We start from the raw sequence: 26,084 nt of genomic DNA, 5'->3' as shown, positions 1-26,084 counted from the left end.
CTGTTATATTTCTTCTGTTTTCCGGATAGAGAAAATATGATCAAGCCTCATCTGAAGATTCTATAATTGCTTCAGCCTCGATCTCCACCATTAGCAAAGGATCAATGAGCGCATTGACTTCGACCATCGTCGCTACAGGCTGGATCTGTCCGAAGAATTCGCCATGTGCTTTGCCAACCTCTTCCCACTTCGAAATATCCGTGACAAACATACGTGTTCTAACCACATCGGTCAAGTCTGCACCAAGCTCTTTCAGCGCTTTTTCGATCGTCTCCAAAATAAATTTGGTCTGCACATACGGGTCACCCGCACCCACAACGACGCCATCCTGCATTGCTGTTGTCCCAGCAACCTCAACCCGGTTACCTACACGAATTGCACGACAATACCCAACCAGTGGTTCCCAAGGGGAGCCCGTAAATACCTGCTGTCTGCTCATTTTCCTAACCTCGCTTTATGTGACCCCTGAACAAGTCAATTTCACCTTGATTAAGGCTTGGTTTTGTTCAGGGGGCTTAAATAACGTACCAGCGAATTACAGTTTAATATTAGCCTCGTCAAAGTAATCTTCCAGCGTTAAACCACTCTTTACAACATCGGATGCAATATCTGCACCAACATAACGAATGTGCCAAGGCTCATACACATAACCCGTCTTGCTCTCTTGGCCTTTCGGATAACGAATGATAAAGCCATATTCGGCAGCATGTTCATCCAGCCATTTGCCTTCTTTGGATGAGCCGAACACCTCTTCCAGCACATTGCCCACGCTTGGACTGGATACATCTATGGCAAGACCTGTCTGGTGTTCACTGCGGCCTGGAACGGCACTTACACGGGAAGCATACTCTTCCCCTTTGGTTTTCACATTATTGTTGTAGATGGATACCTGACGCTTGTAAGACCGGTATCCAGACACGGCACGAAGCTCAATCCCGTCTGCTTTGGCACCAGCAAACAGTTTCTCCAGCGCTTCCGCAGCTTCTTTGCGCATATGACGTTTCTCATGTGGCCCCTCGAATGAGAACGGCACGTCAGGCTCGACCAGATCACTCGGCTCATAACCTTCCGGCAGACTACGCTGTTTGTTGACAATGACCGTCATGGCCTCCGCATTAGTAACCACCGATTGGGAGTCAATCGTGGTCTGCAGAGCGCTGATGCTGCGTTTCTCCATGAGCGGATCTTCTGCTGTTGCACCACCACTTCCATTGTCCGCAGAACCCTGCCCTTCTCCGGTAGATACGCTGCCTGAGCCGTTATCTGTGCCTTCATCGCTACCCGAATTGGTTGTGTTATTGCCCTCCGCATTACCTTTGCCATCTGAGCCAGATTCATCGGTCAAATGCACGGTTGTGCCATCCGTTCCCTGCTCCGTGTTAGGTGTTCCGTTCGCGTTCTGATTCTCGTTCGCACCGGAACCGCACGCAGCCAGCAAGGCTCCACATATCATAAATGAGGACAGCAGAACCACGATTCGGCGCTGTCTTCCTGTTCCTGATTTCATCATAAAACTCCTATCACCTTAGTAGAATGAATATCTTTTTTGCGTTTTCTCATGGTTACTATGATGTTCCCTGCGACAGTATACCTTAAATGTACGATAAGCTCCACCAGTAAAGAGTTCCTTCTCCCAGTCTCTATGCAAGGATATACCCTTTATACAGCTCGTAGCCTTTATTTCTGTACATTTAATGCAACATCCCAATCTTAGATAACTTCAGATGGAAACTGGAAATGAAAGCTAAGCTCCACAAAAAAAGCAGGGGCGATCTGGTGATCTCCCCCGCTGTACTTGTGTGATGCGTCATTTGGTTGCCGGGCTGTCCTTATGCTTCTGGACAGCCTGCCACATCCGCGCCGCCACGCGCTCGCGGATGAGATCCAGACCGGCTGCTGCGGGCACACCCGGCAGCAGCGCGGTCAGCTCGGGCAGCGCAGGCGGTTTGCCCGGCTGCGCGAGCCGCACCTCCACGGCGCCGAAGCCCGGCCCCGGCTGGTGCATGGCGCCGTCCGCGGCGGCCTCGGCGATCCACTCGCCGACGGCCGCGCCGCCTTCGCCAGCCCGCGCCTGCGGGCGGCCCGCCGTTTCCGCTGCGCGGCCCGGGCCGCTGGGATCATGGGCAAGTTCCTCTGCCCATGATCCCAGCACGCCGGCGAGCAGCGCTTCGCGCGGCAGGCCGGCATGCGCCAGCTGCAGCAGCGGCTCGGCCGCGAGGCGCGCAGCAACGGCGCGCTCAGCCGCCGCGGCATGCGCGCAGCCCGCGTGGCCGCAGGTGCATGCCGCTGCAGGCGCAGCGCCGAGCGTGGCCTCGCCTGGCGTGCCGGCAGGCGCCGCCGCGGGCAACAGCCCGGCGAGCTCCTCTGGCGCCGGGCCACCGCGCAGCAGGGCGTACAGCGCCAGCGGGCGCTTGCGCAGCTGCGCCAGCACGGCCTCGCGCTGCGCCTCGCTTAGCTGCGGCAGCGTGCCTGTGACCGTGAACACGCCGGATGCGGCTGTTCCGGTCTGATCTGTATCAGCCGACCCAGGCACAGTCTCTCCCGAATCCGCCACTGCATTCACCTCTGCTGTCCACACCCCGGGGGACATATGCAGCTCGATGTTCCATTTTTCGCTCATCATCATCCCCCTCCCTTCCTAAATCATCCATCACCTGATCCACGAGCACACTACTCATGGGTTAATCTACAACCAAGTCTCTCCTTGAAGCGAGATCAGACTACGCAGTTCATCGTCTGACATCTCGGTCAGCCAGTTTTCACCCGAACCTACGACCTGCTCGGAGAGAGCTTTCTTGCTCTCAATCAGCTCATCGATTCGTTCTTCCAATGTACCCTGGCAGATCAACTTGTGTACCTGAACGTTACGGTTCTGCCCGATGCGGAATACCCGGTCTGTCGCCTGGTTCTCCACCGCCGGATTCCACCAGCGATCATAGTGGATGACATGGCTTGCCCGTGTCAGGTTCAGACCCACGCCGCCTGCACGAAGAGACAGGACAAACATAGACGGGCCTTCCCCTTTTTGGAATGTCTCCACCATTTCATCCCGCTGTGACTTGGAAACCCCGCCATGCAGGAAGTAAGGCTCTTCTTCGTAACGCCGGTTCAGTCTGGAAACCAACAGATCCCCCATCGCAACATACTGGGTAAAGATCAAAGCCGATTCTCCATTATCCCGAATAGCATCCAGCAATTCGAGCAATCGTTCCATTTTGCCGGATGCTTCGGCCTTGCCGTGCTCCTTCCGGCTGCTGTCCGCCAGAACAGGGTGGTCACAAATTTGTTTCAGTTTGGTCAGAGAGGATAACACAATCCCTTTACGTGCGATACCGTTCCGTCCATCCAGACCACCCATGAGATCATCCACGACCCGTTGATACAGAATCGCCTGCTCCGGTGTCAGTGAACAATAGGATTTCAGTTCCAGCTTTTCTGGCAAATCTTTGCGAATATCCGGATCACTCTTCAGTCTGCGTAACATAAACGGCGACACCAGTCGATGCAGTTCCCGGAGCGAAGCCGCGTTCTCTTCCGAAGGGGCCAGACCTGTATACCGCTGGCGGAACGAAGAAGATGTACCGAGATATCCCGGATTCAGGAATTGGAAAATAGACCAAAGCTCACTCAAACGGTTCTCCACCGGTGTTCCTGTCATGGCAATCCGATGAGAAGTGGACAGCCGCATGACACTCTGAGCCTGCTTCGTCCGATAATTTTTAATATACTGTGCCTCATCCAGTACAACGGTCGACCAGTGCAACGAAGCCAAATCCGGGCCATCACGGCCTGCCAGGTGATAGGTTGTGAGCACGATGTCATGCTTCTGCGCTTCCTCTTCAAAAGCATTTCCATGTAGCCTTTGTCCACCATGATGAATGTACAGTGACAGGTCTGGAGCAAAACGCTTCAGCTCACGTTGCCAATTGCCCAGTAGAGATGTTGGGCAGACAATAAGTGTAGGACATTGACCTTCCGGCATATCTGTATCTGGATCACCAACGGACTCCTGAGCTTCTTGCAGTGCAGCCTTGCGCTCCTCCTCTTTGCGATCCAGCAGACATGTGATGACCTGAACCGTTTTTCCAAGTCCCATATCATCGGCAAGACATACCCCGAAGCCCAGTTCACCCATGGCAGATAACCACTGAAATCCACGTTCCTGATACGGTCTCAGTTCACCATGCAACTCCGCTGGCACTGGGCGAGGTTCAATGTTACGAAGCACCTGTCCCTCTAGCAGGAAAGCGAGCATGCCTTCAGATTCAGCACCGAAAACAGACATCCCTTTCCAAATGGAATCTTCCCCTTCATCTGCGGCAAGATGTAGCCATTCGGAAAGCGGCATGTATTGTTCTTCTTCTTTTTTCATATATCGAAGCACTTGGCGAATCTCTTTGGTATCCACTTCAATCCATTCCCCGCGAAACATAACATAGGGAACGGTGGATTCAGCCAGTGCGGCAAGTTCCTCTGCCGTAATCGGCTTGCCATCCAGCATCGGCTCTGCTGTAAAGGCTACGAGTTGCTCCATGCCGAGTGTAGAACCAGCTCCAGGTTGACGCTCCGGTGCTCCGTTCATCATCTGCAAGCGCAGACCTGCACGCCGTTTCCCCGCGCGACTCCATCTCGACGGCATTAGAACCGTTACCCCAGCCTTCTGCAACTTGGGAACGGCATGGGTAAGAAATTCAAAAAAACTCTGTTGCTGCAACTGCATCCCCTCGGGACGAGCATGCAGCAAAGCAGTCTCCAGTTCTGGTGCCAGCTCAGACGCCTCACCGATGGCCATCAGTAACTGTTCTGCCACAGAGGCGTAGTAGACTTTTCCCCGATCCAGATCGCGCTCAGGATGTGCCCAAATGCTTCGTGCAGGCAGCCTGAGACCTGCCTCCTGATCGCTATCCACCCAGAAACTGATACCCCAGGTGGTCTCCTGCTCCCCCAGAGGCGGCTCCAAACGCAGGACCAGTCTGAACTTCCCTTCCGCAGGCGGCATTTCTTCGACACCAAATGCAGGCATCGTTGTACCCCCGGCCTCATGGATCGCATCCACGAAGTCCGCCATATCCTCTGTCGGTCCTTGCACAGTGACTGGGCGGAATATGGAGATCAGACTGTTCCACCATAGCTCAGACACCGGTGAAGAGCCGCGCCTGAACGATGTCCGGTAACGTGAAAGTTCACTATCCATGCTCTCCAGTTCATTCGTTACCACCGCATGAATGATGCCACTCATAAATGAAAACAATACCGTGCCTGCCGCTTCCTCACGTGTCTCCGGCTCCGTGGAGGCATAGGCCCCCGGCGCTGACAGCGCAATGGGAGGCATGGATTCGGCAAGGCTTCTGAAACGCTCCTGATCTTCTTCAAGCTGCAAACGCGGATGCCACAGCCCTGTAAGGGTCTCCTGACCCGTTCGCCGTCTTGCGCCTGTTTTAGCGGCAAATGCCGCCGCCGGAGCAATTGCCCCTCGTAGCAACAATTCCTGTGTGAACTGTGCTGCCTTGACCCAGTAACGCATCTCTTCTCCAGCCTGAATCCCAGCTGCATGTAACATCTGATCGTCCCACTGCAATAACAGTCTGAAAGCATCCTTCGGTGAAACCGCCAATCCTTCAAGCGTGCGTCCAAGCAACTGCCTCCGCTTTACGTTTTTGGCTTCTGCCGCATTTCGAAGCGGATTCGGCCAGCGCAGTTCGGCAAGACGTAGCGCGGCAGGCTGAAACAGACGACCCCCGTCGCCAAATTGCAGCCTTCGCACCACGTGACTCCATGCATCTACGCGCGGTTCCGATGTTTCACCGGAAAAACAAAAAAATACGTCTCCAAGCCATACTCCATACAGCGATTGCATCATTACAGTCTCCCGTCATCCCTTCGCATTGTTACTCTCCATCATATACGAAAATGGACGGATTTAAAAACCTTTACGTATAAAAAGTGCTGATCATGCTCTTTTTCTATACAAAAAAATGTCCCTTCTCCATTATTCGGATGAGGAACATTTTGTTTAAACATTTAATGATGCGGGCCGTCAGACGGTCACCATTTTTGATCCGATCAGGATCTGACCAGACTTCCGAGCAGTACATCCAGGTTCAGAATACCCGCGCGGTGATCCGCACAGAACCCGATTTTATCAAAAACACCAAGCATAAAGCGGCGGTGTTCTTCTGCAGGCTCTTCGAAACGATCATACGTCACAACCGAATCTACCATGTCTACAATTAGAGGCACATACCCGTTCTTGTAAGGGACTACGATAATTCGTGTAGATGAGGTATCTTCCTTCTCCGGCATGCCGAGCAACACACGAAGACTCACGACAGAAACTACCTTACCGTACAATGAAGCGAATCCTCTGATCTCTGGACTTCCGAAAGGAACCGTTGTAACCTCTACCATTCTAATAATTTCATGAACCTGATCAATGCGAAGTGCAAAAATTTGATCTCCCACCGAGAAATTAATATATTGCATTACTTCATCCATAATGTCCCCATACCCTCTCATTCCGTAAAATCAGATCATCAACACGCTTTTGGCTGTCGAACTTTAGACGATGAGTCGTTACATGTTGTATCGGTAATTTTGGCGTAATTGTTTAGGCTTTCAAGAAGAAGAATCGCAGTTACATCTCTTTCCCTGTTTTCTTTGAAAAATAAGCGATTTAACTCTCATTTCTGTGGATAACCCATTAAAAAATTCTAAAACTTTGCTTATCGTGAATATAAATATAAAGTTATACCCCATTTGTGGATAAGTTGTGCACATGTTGCACACAATCTGTGGATATATACCTTCATTTATGTGGATATTCATATTTTTGATGTGGACATGTTGTGTATTTGTTTGTAAATCTAACGTAAACTTTGTCGTTTTTCGCCTGCTTATCCTCTACTGTGGACATATTGTGGAAAGCCTTTCAATAACAATATTGGATTTCACACTTTCACCCTATTGTTATTCACATCGCTTTCACCAGCCCAACCAAGAAGGATTTCCGCTGTATGTTCAACCTGAAAAACTGGAAAATAATGACCATAAGGGAGTCCCACTTTTGTATAACCCGCATGTAAACTAGCAGGAAAATGATATTCTCGATCCTTTTCAGCCCAAACAACCAGTGGGTCTGCGTTATACCCTGCCTGCTGAAAGCTTCCGAGTTCATCCCAAAAGCTTATCGTCTGCTTATGTCCCAAGTGAATCCATCGCAACAAATCTACATGCGCACCCGCTATACGAGGTGAACGGAGATAGGCTTGTACCCTCTCAGCCAGCCTCGTAAAGCTGATCTTATCCACCACTTCTTCACCGCTCGCACTAAACATCCGCGCCCAACTGCTCCGGGACTTACTCCGCAGTAATGTCCTCACAACACGCCTAGGCAGATGAAGCACCTGTTTTAAACGTCCATTATTCCCCTCATTCACATTGTTCGCAACAGGCTGGAGTAACGCCAAACGAATATCGGTACGTCCGCTTCGCTTCAACGCTGCCGCCGCGATAGCTGCACCTACAGAGTGACCTACTAGTTTGATTGGACCCTGCACTTCAGATAGGGCTTCCACAAGAGCGTTAACCTGACCTGTAAATGCATCTTCTGCCTGGTGAACAGGTGAACGACCAAATCCTGCGAGATCAACGATCCAGACAGGATTACCCGTAAGTTTCCGCAACTGTGACCCTAATGGAAGCAAATCATCGGCACTTTGCAACAAACCATGCACGATCACCCACGGCTCCCCCTCCCCTTCCCAGCCTAAACTCGCCAGATTTCCCAAACGCACACGGATATAATCGTTTAGAACATGTTTATGCTCAGCTCCAGCCTTGGACAGAAGCCGGTAATCCAGATCAGCAATAATGAACGGAAGCTGCTCCCGGATATCTGGCCAGTTTCTCCCCATTCGTTGCATCAGCCCCTCGGTCTCCTCTACCGAAAATGTCCTGTCTGTAATAAAAGCAAGTGACTGTGAAGGTATACCGCTGACGCGACTTCCACCAAGGCTCATAAGGCGTTGAATCCAGGATAATGGCAATGATCCTGCCGGTCTGGGCACATCCAGTTGCTTTGTGATCAGATGCAATAATTCCTTCATGTCCGGACTCTCTTCCTTACGGGCGAGCAGTGGATAAGTCCCTCCGAACGGTGCCTCATCCCGAATTAGAAAGACAAGTGTTTCTGCCACCACATCATTCTCCACGAGTGGCAACCAGTACGACGATCCACCAGGCACAACCGGCATAAAACCTTTCTGAACGGCTCCAATAAGTAACCCGATCCCGCCAGTCTGCTCGGTTTCACCTGTTGGGCGTGGCCCGACTACCGTACTGGGATTTACCACGGACAACGGGTAGTCATACTGTTTTGCATGTGCCCTTATATAAGCATCGGCCTTGAATTTCATCTCTTCATAAGCACTCTCTTGGTTACCGGCATGATTCATTTCAACCTGTTCTTGTTTCTCTTGCTCATTCCCTTGCCCATAAGGGCTCATAAAACCAACCACATGAATGAAATGTCGCAGACTTCCGCCAAACTTCATCTCCTGAGCCAGCTGAGCAATCTCTCTGGCTCCATGCATAAATGTTTTTTCTGCTGTCTCTCGTCCCAGCGTAATGTCCATCGTTCCCCCTGCATGAAGAATGACATTCGCCTTCCTGATGCGTTCACGATCTGCTCGAACAAGCCCTAAACCTGTCAAAGATAAATCACCTTCGATAAACGTAATCCGTTCAAAGCCTCTCACACCGTAACTCTCCAGAACTGATCTGGCGCGCCGCTCGGAGCGAACCAACAGCAGCATATGTATATCTGTTTTCTCCACAAGTTGTTTGACTGTTTCCTTTCCAATAAAACCGGTACTACCTGTCATAAACAGAACGGTTTGCTCTAATCTTGCTTCGTTCATCGATATGCCTCCAATTTATCTTGATCTTTTATTATTAAACTACATATTAGTACTGTTTAGTACTAATACATCCCAAAAAAAGAGCTTCGTTTAACGAAGCATCTGACAAAACGTACGTGCGGACTGCTCTATAATACCCAGATCACGAGAAGTCCCGGCCAAGATCAGCGAACCTTCAAGTGCTACGACAAATAAGGAAGCTGCCGCCCCCGGCTCAATCCCTTTGCGGAATTCGCCTCGTTCTGCCCCTTGCTGGAACAGCTTCTCCACCATAGGTACAAGTTCACGGAAAAAGATCGAGATGCTTTCCTTCGCCAGGGAAGCACTTTCCGGTGCCTGCATATAAAGAGTGACAAACGGGCATGTACCTTCAAAGTTTCTACTTTCTATACCTGCCGAGAGCAATTCCAGGAAAGAGTTGATCCGTTCCTCCACTCCCCGCTCACGCTGACTTAGTAGCAAGTACAGCTCTGATTCATATTGCGCAATCCAGAACTGCACAACCGCCTGAAGCAGTTCCTCCTTATTTTTAAAATGATAATAGATATTGGATTTGGATACGCCACTAACACGCACCACCTCATCCATGCTGACATAAGCATAGCCTTGCCGGAGGAATAACTGCGCAGCAACTTCCACCGCTTTGGTACGGTTAACTGGACTAGAACTTCTGGGACTGGAGCTTCTAGGTTTGGATGATTTAGAAGATTCAGGAGTCCCTTGATGTGATGTATTGTTATTATTCATAACTAGAACTATATAGTACTATTTTAACAAAAGCAAGCATGGCTGTTTATAAAAGTAGATCAGAAGTTCATTTTCTGAAAAGTTGTCCACATTTAGATCATATACACACAGGATATCCACATCTAGTATTAAGCCGATGTAAAAGTTGTACTTTGACATTTATAAACGAGCAAAGTTATCCACATTCTCGAGGTGAATACTGTACTATAACAGGTAATGCAAAGAAGCCAGTTGCACAAGCTGCAACTGACTTCAAGTGTGCGTACTTTACTTATTTTTTAAGACTATCCCAGTTTTGCTGTAATGCATCAAGTAATGCTTTTTTGTCCGATTTACCTGCAACATATGCTTGGATAGTGCTACCGAACTCTTGTGGAACACCCTCAGGGAAACGGTTGAAGTTCCAGCTTAATGTTTTGTTTTCCTGACTATATTTCATGATATCTGTTGCGAGGTCCCCGAGCTCTTCCTCCGATGCCTGAATGGAACTGAAGGCCGGAATGAACTTGAACTCTTTAGTTAAATAGTTTTTACCAATGTCGGAGGTAACGAGCCAGTCCAGAAATTCTTTTGCCTCCGCCTTCACTTGAGAGTTTTTATTCACAACCCAGTAGTTAGGCACGCCTACAAACAGCTTATCATTCGGTTCATTCGTAATCGGCATAGGCAGAATACCCAGATTCAGATCCGGATTGATGCCGTCAATCTGTACTTGTGTCCAGTTTCCTTGTTGCATCATCGCCGCTTCGCCACTAGCAAAAAGAGTTACCTGCGTGTTGTAGTCTGTGGTGAGCGGATTTTTGTTGCTGTATTTGAGCGTCAGATCAAGCAGGTTGATCCATTCCTCGAAGACTGGGTTACCCGGAATTTTCTCCGTGCCCTCATTCAGACCTTGAATGAATTTTACCGGATCGGCCTGATTCGCAAAGGCTACATTGACGTTATGATTCCCGAGCACCCACCACTCCTGATAACCGTTCGAGAACGGTGTAATGCCTGCGTCCTGAAGTTTCTTTGCTGCTTGATCCAGTTGTTCCAGTGTTGTTGGGATTTCAGTGATGCCTGCTTTGGCAAACAGATCTTTGTTATAGATAAAACCGTACCCTTCCAGCGCGAGTGGCTGTCCATAAAGCTTGCCATCCTTAGTCATCGGCTCTTTGGCCACTTCCAGTACATCCTTAGCCCACGGTTCACTAGATAGGTCTTCGAGATATTCGAGCCAGGTATCGAGTTCACGGTATCCACCGACGTTAAAAATGTCCGGTTGCTCGCCTGCGGCAAACTTCGCTTTTAATGCAGCCCCGTAATCACTTCCACCGCCGACCGTCTGAATATCCAGCTTCACGCCTGGATGGGAAGACTCATACTCTGCTTTGAGACGATTAAGCGCTTCGGCAATTTCAACTTTGTATTGGAAAATTTTAATCGTTTTGGCGCCACCCGCTGCGTCACCACCACCCGTTTGAGCATCTGTATTCACGGGACTACCGCTTTTGTCCCCGTTTCCGCAACCTGCCAGCATGACTGAAAAAGCAATGAGCATCAGCAATGTTAACTTTGTCATTCTTTTCATAGATACACTCTCCCTGTAAGTAGTTTCACTTTTACTGCCTGCACCTCTTGCGTACACTTTGCCTCTTACTCCGGCTGTACTTCGTTTGTTTAGAATGACCCTGTCCCTGCTTTTAATTCTGTTGCTTATATAGATGAACTAACACAATTCCCACAAATGTGATTGCGTAGTTGATCACGAATTAACGGTCAAGCCAGCTCTTGTCGCTATGCCTTTGATGTCGGTGAGGCCAGTCTTTTTACTCGACCTTTTACAGAAATCCATTCTTTGTATCCCTTGTTTTAATCTCGTCTTTACTCTGTCTTTTCACGTTCTACTGCTCTGGCGCATCTGTCCAAGCCCTGCGGGCAGATGCGCCTTTTGCCCACCACCGTGCGAGGCAGGAGCGGAGGCATCATGATGCGCTGGAGGAGCGGAGCGTTCGCCTTTGAACCTCGGGGGCTTCCTTGCCTCAATCATTCAGGCCCCCGAGGAGCAACAGCGACCGAAAGCGCACATGATGACGGAGCGGCCAGTCCTCGCACTACCCTTTAACGGACCCGGCAGTAATCCCCTGAATGATATACTTCTGCATCAGCAGGAAGAAAATAATGATTGGCATGATCCCAAGTACCAGAGCAGGTAGCGCCAGATCCCACTGCTTTGTATATTGACCAAACAGTGCGAAGGTTGCAATCGGAATGGTGCGCAGATTGGAGCTTTGCAGGATCAAGGATGGCAACAGGTAGTCATTCCAGATCCAGAGTGTGTTCAGAATGATGACGGTTACATACATCGGTTTCATTAGCGGGAAAACAATCCGGAAGAATACCCCATAGGCCGAACTGCCGTCCACACGGGCCGCTTCTTCGATCTCAAGTGGCACCGATTTAACGAATCCGTGAAACAGGAAGATGGACATCGGTGCTCCAAACCCGAGATAACAGATTATGAGTCCGCCAAGGCTGTCGATCAGTCCCAAATTGCTGGTTACCGTAACCAGCGGGATCATGATAGACTGGAACGGAATCACCATTGCGGCGATAAACAGACCGAATAAGATCCGGTTGAACCGTGTATTGCTGCGAACCATGCGGTACGCGGCCATGGAACTGATCAGCACGAGCAACAGATTGCTGACGATCGTTACAATCAGCGAGTTCATGAGCGCCGATGGAAAGCTAATTTTCTCCCAAGCGTTCGCGTAGTTGCCCCACTGGAATACTTCCGGCCAGGCAGCCGAATTGGTAAGCAGGTCACCAAAGGTTTTAACCGAATTCACAAACAGGAAGTAAAACGGAATCAGGAACAACAATCCGATCAACACCATCACAATCTCGGTAATTACGGTACCGAAGCGATAATTTTTCGTTGTTTCCATCAGGCTTCAACCTCCTTGCTCTTCGTCAAACGAACCTGAACCATGGTGATGATGGCAACGATCACGAAGAATATAAACGCTTTGGCGGTTCCAATTCCGTACCGGTTGTTCACGAAGGCTTCATTGTAAATATTGAGTGCAACCGATTCGGTTGAACCAAACGGGCCACCCTTGGTGAGTGACAAGTTGAGATCGAACATTTTGAACGACCAAGAGATCGCCAGAAACAGACAGATGGTTACACCAGGCATAATGAGTGGTAAAATAATGCTCCGTAGCACTTGTCCGCGGCTGGCTCCGTCAATCTCGGCAGCTTCCAGCAGATCAGGTGATACATTCGTTAAAGATGAGATATAGATGACCATCAGATATCCGGCGGTCTGCCATACAAACACGATGACAATTCCCCAGAAGGCCGTCGGCTCATCTCCCAGCCATGGGAGGTTAAAGAAGGACCAACCCGTCACGTCGCCTACTGCTGAAAACCCTTTCACAAATATGAATTGCCAGATAAACCCGAGTAACAATCCACCGATTACGTTAGGCATAAAAAAGATCGTACGCAGAATATTTCTCGTCTTGAGCGGTTTGGTCAGGAAGTAGGCCAGGAAAAAACCGATGACATTGGTGAGGATCACCCCTACAACGGTGAAGCGTACTGTGAACCAGAATGCATTCTGGAACTTGGGATCGTTTGCAAAAATATGCACGAAGTTATCAAGCCCAACCCAGTTAATGCTGGCGGATACTCCGTTCCAATCCGTAAAGGAATACATCATGCCAAGCAGGAAAGGGACCACGATGATGAGAATAAAAAATACAACGGAGGGACCCACGAACACAAGCTGCTGTAACAGCTGTGAAGATTTGCGATGCTTCATATCGTTCTCCCCTTCTATAGATGGATGATATTGGTCTCTTTTTCTATTAAACTCCAAAATCGTGAAGGGAAACACCGACACTCGTGAACAGTTGGGTGTAAAATATTGTCCTCTCTTGACGAGTCACCAGAAGGGGTGTACTGATGTCCAAATACTACAGTATCCGATCCAAGCTCATCGCCTTTATGCTAATTGCAACAACGATTCCGCTGTTGGCATCTATAAGCATGACCTTTATTCAGACCAAAACAGCCTTGCGAGAACAGGCACTGGAAGAGAATAAACGTCTTATTTATCAGGCTTCAACCAATCTCAACAATTACGTCGATAACGTGGCACGGGCATCGCTCGCCATATACAATGATCCCACTTTCCTGCGGAATCTGGCTAAATTGCCGGGGGATTATCGGGCTGTTGCCGAGGTGTATACAACGTTGCAAACGATCAGAGCCGCTGTACCGGATGTATTCCAGCTCTATCTGCATTCTTTTGTATCCAACCAATCCACCTTGATTACCAACCCTTTCCCGAAGCGGGAGGAACGTAAGCAAGCCTATTCCGATTCACTGCATGGTAAAACAGGGGACGGAGGATCGGATATCTGGGTAGAATCTGCACATATGAGTCACACCTACGGTTTCAAGGCAGCTTCTCCTGACGATTCACCAAGAACCGTGATTACCTTGCACCGGATCATTCGGGATATCCCATCCCCTGAGCGGCTGGGCGTTCTAGCGATTGACCTCAACATGAACAGTATTGTTGCGATCTGTAGCAGACTGTATGATCCCGCTAAAGAGCAGATCTATGTCGTCGATGGGCAGAACCGGATTGTTTATCAAGGGCGTACCGAGATACAAGCGGCCAATGAGGCTGGTCATCTGCAACAAGTGGCAGGAAGCACGCTCGAAGATGGACGAAACCTCGCCGGTTCGGCAAGGAATGCAGCTGGACATTTTGAACAAGATCAGTCCATGTATATATATCAGCAACTTGGAAGCAACTACGCGGACTGGACCATAGTGAAGCAAATTCCGAATGAAACGTTATATGCGAGAGCCACAGCGTTAACCTGGAACAATGCAATGATTGCTATTGCAGCGTTGATCCTTGTGATCGTGGCAACTTTATTCATCTCCATACGTATTACAGGTCCGCTCAAACAGCTCATGCGATACATGAATCAGATTCAGGCAGGACGCCTGCATGTGGATATCCGTCTATCGAGCCGAGACGAATTCGGGGTACTTGCGAGGCATTTTCGGGATATGATGGATACTGTGAATAATTTGATCTTGCGAGAGTACCAGCTTGAACTTGCGAACAAGACGAATCAGCTCAAAGCATTGCAAGCACAGATTAACCCGCATTTTCTATATAACACTTTACAATCCATTGGAACTCTGGCGTTACAACAGCAAGGAAAACGAGCATATACCTTACTATCTTCCCTGTCCAAAATGCTGCGCTACAGCATGCGGGATCAGACCTGCGTAACCCTCCGCGAGGAAGCAGAGCATGCTCGGCTGTATCTAGATCTACAGCAGGAACGTTTTGGTGAACGCCTGGAGGTACACATGGATTTTGCAGAGGATACATTATCTGTTCAGATGCCTCGCATGACATTGCAACCATTGATTGAGAACTATTTCAAACACGGAGCCGATGTACAGCCGGGAAAAGGATACATCTCCATCACTAGTCGCCAAGTAGACAAACACTGGATAGTAATTGAATTGATCAACAACGGTCCAGCTATTCCTGAGGATAAACTGATTGAAATACGCGAATGGCTACAACCCCAAGAGACAGAATCTTCAATGTCCTCCCAGGATTCTGCCATGTCCGAATCCATCGGTCTTCGCAATGTGGTACGCAGACTTGCACTTAACGCTCATCCCGGCATGCCTGCCAGGATCGAAATTGATAATTTGGAAGCAGGCGGTGTAAAACTTCAAGTCAAACTATACGCGGGAGAGTGAACAACATGAAAGCACTGCTTGTTGATGATGAACAGCATGTCCGCCATGCGATCCAGCTCCTTGGTCATTGGGATGACCTGGGGATTGACGTATTGCTCGAAGCAGCAGACGGAAATGAAGCGATCGAGGCAATTACAGCGCATCAACCTGAGATCATACTGAGCGATATGCGAATGCCCGGCAAGGATGGAATGGCATTGCTTGAATGGATCTCAGCACATGCTCCACATTGTAAAGTCATTGTTATTAGCGGATACGACGATTTTGAACTGGTAAGACATGCAATAAGGCATGGCGGCATGGACTATTTACTGAAACCCGTCGAAGCAGACGAACTGAATGCCTCCTTGATGAAGGCAGTGAAATCTTGGGAAGAGGAGCACACCTTACGCACAGAGTCCACCAAACAATCCATCGTGGTGAATCGTATGCGCCCGCATTATCAGGATCGTCTACTCACCGAGCTGGCCATTGGCAGAGGCAATACTTCCGCACATATTCAGCGATTACAGGAAGAATTGAATCTCCCCCGCCTCATTCCGATGTGCTGTGTGGCCGTCACCAGTCTGTCTCATCTGGATGCGGATTGTTTAGCGAAATATCGCAGTCAACCAGATCTGCTCGTATTCTCCGTGCTTAACATCTGTGCGGAGATGATGCGCACACCAGATGAAGGCGTCACCTTTCGTCAGCTCAACCAGCCGGATGAAATTGTTCTGTTGCATTGGGGGGAACCGTCCTCACTGGTACGCATCCTGGACAGCATTAACGATGGATTGGAGCAGACGATTCAGCGCAGGCTTCATTTTGGGATATCTACTTGTGAAAACTACCCTGCCGGTATTTCCGGAGCCTATCTGGATGCCAGCTCTAAATTGTGGCGACGCAACACCATACTTACGCAGCGGCGTATTCACTCTACCCTTGAATCTTCGAGCAGGAATAAGGGTCAACGTTTGACTGTTTTTGAAGAGCCTATGCGTATAGCTGCCTTGAGCTGTCATGCTATCAGTGTAACCGATACCGTCACAGCGTGGCTTGAGCCGTTTACCAAGCTGGAGGTGATCAGTGCAGAGCAACTGCAACAATGGATGCAAGAGCTGGAATGGATGCTCAACCGTTGGCTAGATGATGCCGATGGTCAGCTCTCCCCCGAGGAAGAAAGTGCCGAGGATCAGTTTCCTCCTTTTGCCGAATTGCCTTTCGACGCTGAAGGTTTGCTTTCGTTCCCGCTTCTTCGTTCTCTGTTAGAGCAACGATTGCTTGCCGCCGGAAAAGCACTCACAGCTCAGCGTCACGCCGATCCTGATCCGATGCGCGAAATCGCTCGCTACATGGAAGCTCATTATCAGGAGGACTTGTCATTGCAACAGATTGCCGCACGCTTTTATCTGAGTAGGGAGTACATTTCTCGGAAATTCAAACAGCAGTTCGGGTTGAACTGGTCAGAATATCTCGGCAAGCTGCGGATTAACAATGCCAAGCTCCTGCTACAAAACCCTTCTCTGCGAGTTGCCAAAGTCTCGGAAATGGTCGGTTTTCAGGATGAAAAATATTTCAGCAAAGTGTTTAAAAAAATAGAGGGCATCACCCCCGCAGAATATCGCAAAACCATATCAGGAACCGGTAATTAACATCCCTGTTTCGATTAAAAAAGAGGACTTCTCGACATGATCTGTCGGAAGTCCTCTTTATGCCTTACGTATACATCAATGCAAGTTTAGTCAGGATGGCTTACTCGCTCTCTTTTTTCTAAAATAATATATCATTCGAAAGACTGCTCCTATTACAAAAACGGTCATAAACACATAAGGGAGGTTATCCCCTGTTTTCTGAGCCATGATGGGGAAATAGATTACACTGAACAGCAATATGGCAATATCCAGATAGAACAACACTTTCCAATACGTATTGACGATTATCCCTCCTTTTATTTACCAAATATGGTGCCCTTAAAAGTATTGTATCATATCAATCCATATTGGACGGGAGCGATGGTTACCGATCTTTCAGGATCACACCAGGCACAAGCCGGATATAAATCAACTCTCCTGCAAGCTCCACTATCGTCTGTGTGACGATAACTGCCGCAGCAATGGTTGCCCACTCTGGCGAGAGCGACAATGCCAATGGCAAAACAACCAGCGAATTACGGGTTGCCGCACTAAAAATCAGCGCCCGACCAGCACCTGTATCGAGCTGGAAGAGCTTTGCAATAAACCTGGATATGAAGGGCATAATGATGAGGAATGCAGCATAGATCGGAATGACATTCACAATACTGTTCAGATCATTGTAGACCTTGCCAATCTGGGAAGCTACCACAACGAGCAGGGCGAGTGCCATCATCGGAACCGGGAGCCATGCCGTCGCATGAAGCAGCCGCTGCGCACTTCCGCCTTTTTTGCACAATACTTGTGTCATCAATGCGAGCAATAGCGGAACAACAATCAGTAGCATGAAAGCCTCTACAAACGGCCCTGCCTTCATTATTGTGGCTGCATCACTGCCCATGAATAACCAGAGATACCCCGGAAGCAAAATCATTTGAACTACAAACAGCAGCGGAGTTGCTGCCAGCATCAGCTTCTCGTTCCCCTTCCCGAGCTGTGTAAACACAATGACGTAATCAATACAAGGAGTTAACAAAACTAGATAGACTCCTATCAACACATCAGGCGATTGCGGAAAAACAAGCGTAAGCAGCCAGACCACAATTGGAACAGTGATAAAATTCGCGATGAGCAGCGCAGCCATAAAATGCAGATTGGACCAGGATGCCCGAAGCTCTGTAAACGGAATCTGCACGAGCATGCTATAGAGAAGTACGGCAAGAACGGGTGATACCGCATAGTGCAGTACAGTGCCCCAAGCCGGAGCGGCTAGCCCGATCCATGCACCTGCAAATAGAGCCATCACATAGAACCAGGTCTGTTGTCTGTCCATTGTTTCTCTTGTTATCATCTCTCTCCCCCTACTGTATGAAAACACTCCTATGGACATATTCACGCCTGAAGTTGCGTACATTGGGACAGAGTACACTCCGTTCCAATAAGCTAGACCATGCGAGGTCTCCGGAAGGTGAGCGTTCTCAAATTTTGAAAACAGATTATTAAAACACGTCTTTAGTGGGTATATTTATTGTAGACTGACCCACGGTTCATTACATTTGTTAAACCAAGGAGGAAACGTCATGTCCCGTAACAATCCGTATAAGTGGTTAAACGCCCTCGGTTTTATTGCTGTGATTATTGTAAATTATCTCTCCAATGCCCTGCCCATTGGCGGCAAAACCAACAAGGAAGTTTCGGATATGTACCCTGTACTGCTGACACCTTCGGGTTATGCTTTTGCAATATGGGGGCTGATCTACCTGCTTCTCGCAGGTTTTATCATCTATCAGTTCACCCCTGCCTCCTGGAAAAATAATTCGATTACCCGCCTCGGATACTGGTTTCTCGCCAGCTGCGCCTTTAATGTCGCCTGGATTTTCGCCTTTCAAAATCTCAAGACTGGACTCGCGCTGCTGATCATCGCATTACTGCTAATTACTCTGATTATGCTGTACGTCAAAACACGTGCGATCACTATGCCAACCACGGCTGAAATCTGGCTAGTCAAACTGCCATTCAGCATCTATCTCGGATGGGTTAGCGTAGCAACCATCGTTAACACAGCCGTTTATTTGTACAAAATCGGATGGGATGGATTCGGCATCAGTGAAACGGCGTGGACGATCATTATGCTGATCGTTGGTATGGTTCTGGCCGTGCTTGTCAGCTTCCGGTACCGTGACAGTGTGTATCCACTCGTATTCACTTGGGCATACATTGCTATCGCTCTGAAACAAAAGGATGTCATTTCTGTCTACTATACAGGAATTATCATTGCCATCGTTTTGGCGATCTACGCCGTGTGGCTGTTCCTTGCGCGCAATCAAGACCGTGATTGAGTACCCTTTTCTATTATAAAATAAACCGAACACAAAAAGCCGATTTTCAGGTCAAACGACCCTAAATCGGCTTTTTGCTGTAATCTTATACAACACAGGATTCAATCGCTCATCCTGTTACAAGGCTGAAATATGATCCTATTTCAGCGCGATCACTTCAATCTCAACCAGTGCATCCTTCGGCAAACGCGCAACTTCCACAGCACTGCGTGCAGGATAAGGCTGCGTAAAGAAGCTGCTATATACTTCGTTGACAGGAACGAAGTCATTCATATCTTTCAGGAATACAGTTGTTTTCACCACTTTATCCATGCTTGTGCCTGCTGCTTCGAGAATTGCTTTAACATTACTGAGAGACAGACGAGTCTGTTCCTGTACATCCGCACCAAATTCACCGGTTTGCGGATTAAGGCCAAGCTGACCAGACGTATAGATGAAATCACCAGCATCTACGGCCTGACTGTATGGACCAATGGCGCCTGGCGCCTGTTCGGTCGAGATTGCTTTTTTCATTCGACAGGTACTCCTTTGTGTTCGCTACCCCGCCACGACATGGAGACAAGGCGTGCTTTTATTTTTAAAACCTATTATACCATGCACCTGTTCTGACAAGAAACGTTTGTCTCCCTGCGCCCTTGCAAGTCTTAAGCGTCCTGTACCCCAAGCGCATGAATCACTTCATTGGGATAAACATGATTGCCCTTCGTCTGCACCATTGCGACATTTCTCATCGCTTGAGCAATCGTTGACGCTTGAATGGCCCGATATTTGTCTAAACGGCCTTTCATCCAGCGATCCAGAAAAGTCATCACATGTGCAGCGAACTGTTCACCCGGACGTTTCTCGCCTCGATCCCCCAGAATAAGAGATGGACGAAAAATGTGTAAGGCACGGAACCCGATACTCGAAAGTGCATCCTCCATCTCACCCTTGGTTCGACTATAAAACACACGCGAATCCGCATTCGCTCCCATCGAGGAAATCACTAGCATCTGCTCCACACCATGCTGCTTTGCCAGCGTCGCTGCGCGAACCGGATAGTGATAATCCACTTCACGGAAGTTCTCCTGACTGCCTGCTTTCTTGATCGTCGTACCCAGACAGCAGTACAGGTCATCGATTCCTTCAAACAAATGCCCTTGACCCTCAAGCTGTTCCCAGTCTACAACGTATTGCTTCAGTGAGGGATGTTCCAGATCAAGTCTGCGTCTGACCAGAATGCGAACCTCGCTGTATGCGGGGTGCCCGAGCAGATTGTGAACCAAAAGCCCACCCACCAGTCCAGTAGCCCCGATCACCATCGCTTTGCGTTCAGGATGATGCATCTCTCCAACCACCCCAATCTATTCATATATAGCTGAGTATTATATCAAAGAACATCGTAATCAGCTTTTTTTGTTGTTATTTTAAAAGAACCCGACGTCCCAAAGTAAACGTAAGCAGCAACATCACTGCACCAACCGTCACTTGGAATCCGTAAGTGGATATCCAGACCATCGCTTCCGAGAGAGTCTCCATCTTCTCGTACAGCCAGCCTCCAATCAGCGGGCCAATAAACGATGTTACGCCAGTCAAAGCTGAATAAACGGCTATAAACATCGGTCTTTCACTTTTCGGTGTGTCGCCAATCGTAAAATTAAACGCGAGCTGGTTGAAACCGCCAACACCAATCCCAAGAAAAATGTGGGACAGGAACAACGCAACCAGTACCGGAGTAAAGGACATCAACCCCCACGACAGGCAGGACAAGGCGATGACGGGTAACGTCCAGAATAACAGCGTTTTGTTGCTGTATCTGGCATTCAGGTTGCCCCAAATATAGAATCCTCCCATCATTACCAGTGTTTGCACGACCGTGATCAGTGAGACCATCTGATAGCTGACTTTCAGCAGATCGAGCATAACGTAAGAATAGAGAGGCACAATTAATGTCTGGATCAATAGCCATGCCGCCAGAAAAATAGTCGCCTTCAGAAAAACCCGATCCTGAAACGGTTTGATAAACATCCGTGAGAACGACTTTTCGGTCGACCGTTCAAAGGGCAGATCCGGATAAAAGAAATAAATGACCGTATTGGCGATAGCACAGATCCATACAGGAATAAACAAAATCAGAAAACCGGTCTCTCCCGGATAACGATCCAGCAAAATCCCGCCACCAAATAAACAAACGCTTCCAAGTGCATTCAGAATCGTATTTCGTATCCCGAAATAACGTCCTCTTACCTTGGCAGGTACGATATCCCCAATCAGGGATGTCCAGATCATACCGCCGATGGTATTACATATGAATGCAACCGTGTATAGGCCAATAAAAACACTGACCCACCATTCCTTAGGGAAGATGAACGGAATTAATCCCGTTGCACTCCACAAAATACGGTGCCCTCCGACGAACAGCAAAAGCGCGCGCTTACGGCTCCGAATACGTTGCATCCAGTATGCTGCGCCGATCTGCGCGATGTTTACAAACGTGGTAATCGCGAGCACAAAGCCGATATGCCTCGACCCGGCCCCAAGATACAGCAAAAACCCGGTTAGAAATGGACCACCCAGCAACGTTTGCAAAATAATTGCCGGTACGCCCTCCCATGTTGCAATTGATAAATTCGTGCGTTGTGTCGAACCCTTGCGCCGTGGCTTGCCTAACGAAGAGGGGTTCATCTTGACCATCTTCTGTATGGGGATACACTCCTTAGACCGGGTAAAGCTTTGCCGGCCGATGCTAGTTGTCACCCCAAATTCTACTCACGGCACAGAGGTTGTCAACTCATTTTTTCACGGTGAGTGGAAGCCGCAGACGAAAGATACTCCCCTTGTGCTCAGCACTTTCAAGTTCAATTGATCCACCCAGTAATCTTGCCAGATCCCTGCTGATCGAGAGGCCAAGTCCGGTACCCCCAAATTTACGGCTAATCGAACCATCTGCCTGCTGAAATGCTTCAAATATAGAATGATGCTTGTCCTTCGGAATGCCGATCCCGGTATCCTGAACCGAAAAAACGAGCCATTGACTTACCATATCCGCCTGTTTAGTCTGTTGGGTACTCACGGTCAGAGTGACCTTCCCTTTCGGAGTAAACTTGATGGCATTGGACATTAAATTCCGCAAAATCTGCTGCACGCGTTGCGGATCAGACCAGAGTGTATCTGGCAGTCCCTTTTGCTTCTCCAGCACCAGCTCAATTCCTTTTTTGTCAGCAACGAGCCCAAAATGATTCATGGCATCTTCGATCAACTGACTCAGACTGATGTCCTCCAATACAATATCCAGCCGTCCAGCTTCAACTTTGGACAAATCGAGAATGTCGTTGATTAGCCTGAGGAGTTCTTGTCCGGATTGATCAATCATACCTGCAAAACGCACAATCTCATCCTGATCCATGGTATCGGCATTCTCACCAATCATCTGGGCGAAGTTAATCACACTGTTGAGCGGTGTACGCAACTCATGAGACATATTCGCCAGAAACTCCGACTTGTACTGTGAAGCAATTGTCAACTGCTTGGCTCGCTCCTCCAGAACAATCTGCGCTTTTTGTAACTCTTCCTTCTGCACAGATAAGAGGCGATTCGTACTCTGGATCAAGAGAATCCGATTTTGTTCATTCTGAAAATCACGTAAGATAAATGCAAATATAAGACTAAGAGCAATTCCGGTAGGAAGCGTATAAGGCATAATGTGTGAGAAGAAATAGGCCGTAGGAATGACACCCACGAAGGCGATATTCACACTGTTGACAACGTTCACGATCAGTGTAACGATGATTCCTTTGACAATAAGTCTGTAGCTACTGCGTCGCATCCATATATTGAGTCCCGCACAGAGCAATCCCAGAAGAGACATGTTAATTACCGCGGCTACGGTCGCATCGGAAATACCAAAGGTTAGCCTCGATAGTCCAATCCCCACACCTATAATCATGACACTATACGGTTGTCTGTATGACAGAACAGCAACAATTAGAGGTACATAACGAAGATCAAAAACGACTTCATCATTCAGCTGAAATCCAAACACGGTACTGATCCAGCCAGCAAAAATCAGCACTAGCACGGAACAGATCTGTTTTACCTGGGAAGAGGCACGTATTACGATATATTTATAGAAAACACTTGCAAGATAAGCAATCGTAATAAGCATCCCCATATTGAGTACGAACATTTTCGAAAATTGCATGCATTCACTCCTGTTGTTCGACGTTATAACCCAAGTGCTTATTTCGTTCGTATTTTTACATCATATCACGCTAGGCCCACCTCGGCATGGAAACCTCATCAAAAAGAAACAAAAAAATACACAAAATGAGGATTCAATTTGTGTACAAGACATAGTAAAATATATTGTTGTTTCATTTTTTTCATTTACCGCTATGATCATGTTTGCTTGAAGCATGATGAAAGGAGATCTACAGCTGTGCAATTGTTAAAAGACAAATCCTACTGGCTGTCGCTTAGTCTGATGTTATCCCTGGCTGTCATGGGACTTTTCTATGATATTCTGAACAATCCGGGTCGTGGATATGTTATCCTAAATTCTCCAATTGACCAGATGCTTCCTTTTATACCCGCGATGTCGATTCCCTATCTGGGATGGTACCCGTTTGTATTCGGCGTGCTGGCTTACCTGTGTGCCAAAGATCGACTTATGTATTATCGGGTCTTGTTATCCATGAACATCTGTGTCTGGATCTGTTATCTGATCTACTTCAACTTCCAAACCATGGTTCCACGGCCAGAATTAACTGGTTCTGGCTTGGGTACAGTCGTCATCGGATGGCTCTACAGCCAGGATCGTCCATATAACTGTTTTCCCAGTATTCACGCGCTGCACTCTTATCTGGTGATGCGTGCCGTTCTATCGGTTTCAACCATCCGTAAATCCGTCAAGGTGGCGGTAGTTGCCGGTGCATCCCTGATTATCATCTCTACACTGCTCATCAAGCAACATGTCATTTACGACGCACTGAGTGCAGTTATTCTCGGTGAATGTATCTTCACGATCATTACTGGATTAGCGCTTTATCGACGTCGCAGAAAAGCCTCCAAATGGACTGAGGGGATCAACTAACCCCCTCTTCAGGCTTCTTGTCCAGTTGCTTCTGTCTTCTCCACTCGTCAATAAACAAACCTGCATAATAGGGGTCCCACTGGGTCCCCTTTCCTTCTTCCAGAATCATAAGCGCTTTCTCATCGCTCATTCCATTCCGGTAAGGTCTGTCTGACGTCATGGCATCAAAGGCATCCGCTACCGCAATAATACGCCCGAACAGCGGGATCTCTTCGCCTGCCATGCCATCCGGATAACCTTTGCCATCATACCTCTCATGATGGGATCTCACGCCCGGTAGAAAGTCAGCCATGGCATCCACAGGTTCAATCTGAAGCAAAATACTCTCTCCTAACACGGGATGCGTACGGATGATTGCAAATTCCTCATCACTTAGCTTGCCATCTTTGAGTAATACCTCGTCAGGTATACCGATTTTTCCGATATCATGGAGCAAAGCTGATTTGTACAACAAGTCGGCCTGTTCGTCATTCATGCCGCTAAGCCTGCCGATCAGAATGGAATACTCCGCCACACGCATCGAATGTCCCGCCGTATATTTATCCCGGGCATCCAGTGCAGCCGCAAGCAGAGAGAAATAACTTTGCAGCAGTTGCCGATTGCGCTCCTGTCTCATCTCTAGCCGACTAATCATCATATTGAATCCCGAGATCAATTGCGAGAATTCATCCGAATACAGATCCGGCGTTCTTCTGCCGAACTCACCGCCCTGAATCCGGTTCATCTCTTGTGTCAACTCAGACACCGGATCACGGACATCCCGAATTAACAACCAACTGCCCACCATGGAGAATCCTGCACCCAAGATGACGATGAGTACACCCCATAACGTGTATTCTTTTGCAAACACCGGGTCTATGTACTGGAGCCGAATATAAGTAGCCAGAAAAAATAAACATAACGGAAATAAACCGATAAGTGCAGTACTGGTCTGAAACTTCCGCTGTATTGAGATCAAGATGCGTCCGCCAAGCGAAGGCTCCATCCTATACAGCATCTTGCCTCTACGGCGAACTTCGAGTAGTAGCGGCCTCACCGCCCTCACCGTAAGGTAATATTCAATCAGGGCATGCATAATTGCAATCAGGAATGCACACATAGCCGCAACAACGACATATCCATAGGGGATTTCTAGCCAGCCTGTGGAGATCATCCATAGCGTAAGTCCAGCCGCAGGCAGAGAGAAACCTAGCATATGTGGTCCAATAATGCGATATATGGTCTGGCCCGGAAAGCGGTGAATTCGTTCATACATCCGATTTAGTTCAGCCATTTCATGATGCTCAGCAGCGAAAAATTGCCTTATTGGACCCAATTGAGCCCACAATGTAATCAACTCCGCAACCAGCATAAACAGAATCGATATGAGTACAATGAAAATCAATCGAACATATTGGATATTGGGTACCTGTAAGGTTGAAATCATCACCACGGAACCCACAACAAAGACGGCTGATAATGAACCAATTAGATAATTGCGTAGCAGACGGAAGATAAATGCACGATATACTTCCAATCCAATCCCTCGCTCTCTATGTCTAACCCGTTCCGCCCTGATAAAAAAGGGAGAATAAGGATGTTTTCTCCTATATATTTATCG

The 26,084-nt window shown here is 48.3% G+C and carries 21 protein-coding genes; 4 read left to right on the top strand and 17 right to left on the bottom strand.

Going from position 1 to position 26,084, the window contains the following annotated elements:
* Window positions 1-40: 40 nt before the first annotated feature.
* The 11 genes from ACT89M_RS02890 to ACT89M_RS02840 form a co-directional block, all read right to left on the bottom strand.
* Window positions 41-439 (bottom strand): RidA family protein, encoded by a 399-nt coding sequence (locus ACT89M_RS02890; protein WP_253498157.1) that lies wholly within the window; start codon window positions 437-439, stop codon window positions 41-43.
* Window positions 440-535: 96 nt separating this feature from the next.
* Complete coding sequence (locus ACT89M_RS02885) at window positions 536-1,507, bottom strand: D-alanyl-D-alanine carboxypeptidase family protein (protein ID WP_154891471.1); 972 nt, start codon at window positions 1,505-1,507, stop codon at window positions 536-538.
* Between the two features lie 300 nt (window positions 1,508-1,807).
* A complete protein-coding gene (locus ACT89M_RS02880) occupies window positions 1,808-2,626 on the bottom strand; it encodes a hypothetical protein (protein ID WP_487344986.1) in 819 nt (272 codons plus the stop codon).
* A 60-nt stretch (window positions 2,627-2,686) separates the two neighbouring features.
* A complete protein-coding gene (locus tag ACT89M_RS02875; RefSeq protein WP_487344985.1) occupies window positions 2,687-5,860 on the bottom strand; it encodes a DEAD/DEAH box helicase in 3,174 nt (1,057 codons plus the stop codon).
* Window positions 5,861-6,063: 203 nt separating this feature from the next.
* Window positions 6,064-6,516: a chemotaxis protein CheW gene (locus ACT89M_RS02870; protein WP_090918595.1), complete on the bottom strand. Its 453-nt coding sequence runs from the start codon at window positions 6,514-6,516 to the stop codon at window positions 6,064-6,066.
* A gap of 431 nt (window positions 6,517-6,947) precedes the next feature.
* Complete coding sequence (locus tag ACT89M_RS02865) at window positions 6,948-8,918, bottom strand: alpha/beta fold hydrolase (RefSeq protein WP_308722968.1); 1,971 nt, start codon at window positions 8,916-8,918, stop codon at window positions 6,948-6,950.
* A 90-nt stretch (window positions 8,919-9,008) separates the two neighbouring features.
* Window positions 9,009-9,665, bottom strand: coding sequence for a TetR/AcrR family transcriptional regulator (locus ACT89M_RS02860; protein ID WP_154891369.1), 657 nt, complete (start codon window positions 9,663-9,665; stop codon window positions 9,009-9,011).
* Between the two features lie 271 nt (window positions 9,666-9,936).
* A complete protein-coding gene (locus ACT89M_RS02855; RefSeq protein WP_090918601.1) occupies window positions 9,937-11,238 on the bottom strand; it encodes an ABC transporter substrate-binding protein in 1,302 nt (433 codons plus the stop codon).
* Between the two features lie 306 nt (window positions 11,239-11,544).
* Window positions 11,545-11,697 (bottom strand): hypothetical protein, encoded by a 153-nt coding sequence (locus ACT89M_RS02850; protein ID WP_186809798.1) that lies wholly within the window; start codon window positions 11,695-11,697, stop codon window positions 11,545-11,547.
* 64 nt (window positions 11,698-11,761) lie between these two features.
* Window positions 11,762-12,598 (bottom strand): carbohydrate ABC transporter permease, encoded by an 837-nt coding sequence (locus ACT89M_RS02845; protein WP_090918608.1) that lies wholly within the window; start codon window positions 12,596-12,598, stop codon window positions 11,762-11,764.
* The gene (locus ACT89M_RS02840) at window positions 12,598-13,479 is read right to left on the bottom strand and encodes a carbohydrate ABC transporter permease (protein WP_090918610.1); all 882 of its coding nucleotides are present in this window, start codon (window positions 13,477-13,479) and stop codon (window positions 12,598-12,600) included. The genes ACT89M_RS02845 and ACT89M_RS02840 overlap by 1 nt, the downstream gene beginning before the upstream one ends.
* 143 nt (window positions 13,480-13,622) lie before the next feature.
* Here ACT89M_RS02840 and ACT89M_RS02835 point away from each other — a divergent pair, with 143 nt between their 5' ends.
* Both ACT89M_RS02835 and ACT89M_RS02830 read left to right on the top strand, forming a co-directional pair.
* Window positions 13,623-15,461 (top strand): cache domain-containing sensor histidine kinase, encoded by a 1,839-nt coding sequence (locus ACT89M_RS02835; protein WP_154891371.1) that lies wholly within the window; start codon window positions 13,623-13,625, stop codon window positions 15,459-15,461.
* Between the two features lie 5 nt (window positions 15,462-15,466).
* Entirely contained in the window at window positions 15,467-17,095 is a 1,629-nt protein-coding gene (locus ACT89M_RS02830) for a response regulator transcription factor (protein WP_154891372.1), read from the top strand.
* A 364-nt stretch (window positions 17,096-17,459) separates the two neighbouring features.
* Here ACT89M_RS02830 and ACT89M_RS02825 read toward each other — a convergent pair whose 3' ends face one another.
* The gene (locus tag ACT89M_RS02825; RefSeq protein ID WP_154891373.1) at window positions 17,460-18,425 is read right to left on the bottom strand and encodes an arsenic resistance protein; all 966 of its coding nucleotides are present in this window, start codon (window positions 18,423-18,425) and stop codon (window positions 17,460-17,462) included.
* Between the two features lie 229 nt (window positions 18,426-18,654).
* Here ACT89M_RS02825 and ACT89M_RS02820 point away from each other — a divergent pair, with 229 nt between their 5' ends.
* The gene (locus tag ACT89M_RS02820; protein ID WP_154891374.1) at window positions 18,655-19,413 is read left to right on the top strand and encodes a tryptophan-rich sensory protein; all 759 of its coding nucleotides are present in this window, start codon (window positions 18,655-18,657) and stop codon (window positions 19,411-19,413) included.
* Window positions 19,414-19,551: 138 nt separating this feature from the next.
* Here ACT89M_RS02820 and ACT89M_RS02815 read toward each other — a convergent pair whose 3' ends face one another.
* The 4 genes from ACT89M_RS02815 to ACT89M_RS02800 form a co-directional block, all read right to left on the bottom strand.
* Window positions 19,552-19,926 carry a RidA family protein gene (locus ACT89M_RS02815; protein ID WP_090918620.1) on the bottom strand — a complete coding sequence of 125 codons (375 nt, stop codon included), beginning with the start codon at window positions 19,924-19,926 and terminating at the stop codon, window positions 19,552-19,554.
* Window positions 19,927-20,057: 131 nt separating this feature from the next.
* Window positions 20,058-20,738, bottom strand: coding sequence for an oxidoreductase (locus tag ACT89M_RS02810; protein ID WP_308722969.1), 681 nt, complete (start codon window positions 20,736-20,738; stop codon window positions 20,058-20,060).
* A gap of 76 nt (window positions 20,739-20,814) precedes the next feature.
* The gene (locus tag ACT89M_RS02805) at window positions 20,815-22,077 is read right to left on the bottom strand and encodes an MFS transporter (protein ID WP_186809807.1); all 1,263 of its coding nucleotides are present in this window, start codon (window positions 22,075-22,077) and stop codon (window positions 20,815-20,817) included.
* A 106-nt stretch (window positions 22,078-22,183) separates the two neighbouring features.
* A complete protein-coding gene (locus ACT89M_RS02800; RefSeq protein WP_154960489.1) occupies window positions 22,184-23,593 on the bottom strand; it encodes a sensor histidine kinase in 1,410 nt (469 codons plus the stop codon).
* 237 nt (window positions 23,594-23,830) lie between these two features.
* Here ACT89M_RS02800 and ACT89M_RS02795 point away from each other — a divergent pair, with 237 nt between their 5' ends.
* Complete coding sequence (locus ACT89M_RS02795; protein ID WP_154891378.1) at window positions 23,831-24,484, top strand: phosphatase PAP2 family protein; 654 nt, start codon at window positions 23,831-23,833, stop codon at window positions 24,482-24,484.
* Here ACT89M_RS02795 and ACT89M_RS02790 read toward each other — a convergent pair.
* Window positions 24,477-26,000: an HD-GYP domain-containing protein gene (locus ACT89M_RS02790; RefSeq protein WP_154891379.1), complete on the bottom strand. Its 1,524-nt coding sequence runs from the start codon at window positions 25,998-26,000 to the stop codon at window positions 24,477-24,479. The two genes, ACT89M_RS02795 and ACT89M_RS02790, sit on opposite strands and share 8 nt — an antisense overlap.
* Window positions 26,001-26,084 lie beyond the last annotated feature (84 nt).

This window comes from Paenibacillus sp. NN59, from assembly GCF_057597225.1.
Note: the sequence above shows the minus strand (reverse complement) of the source record. Positions and strands in the feature narration are given on the sequence as shown.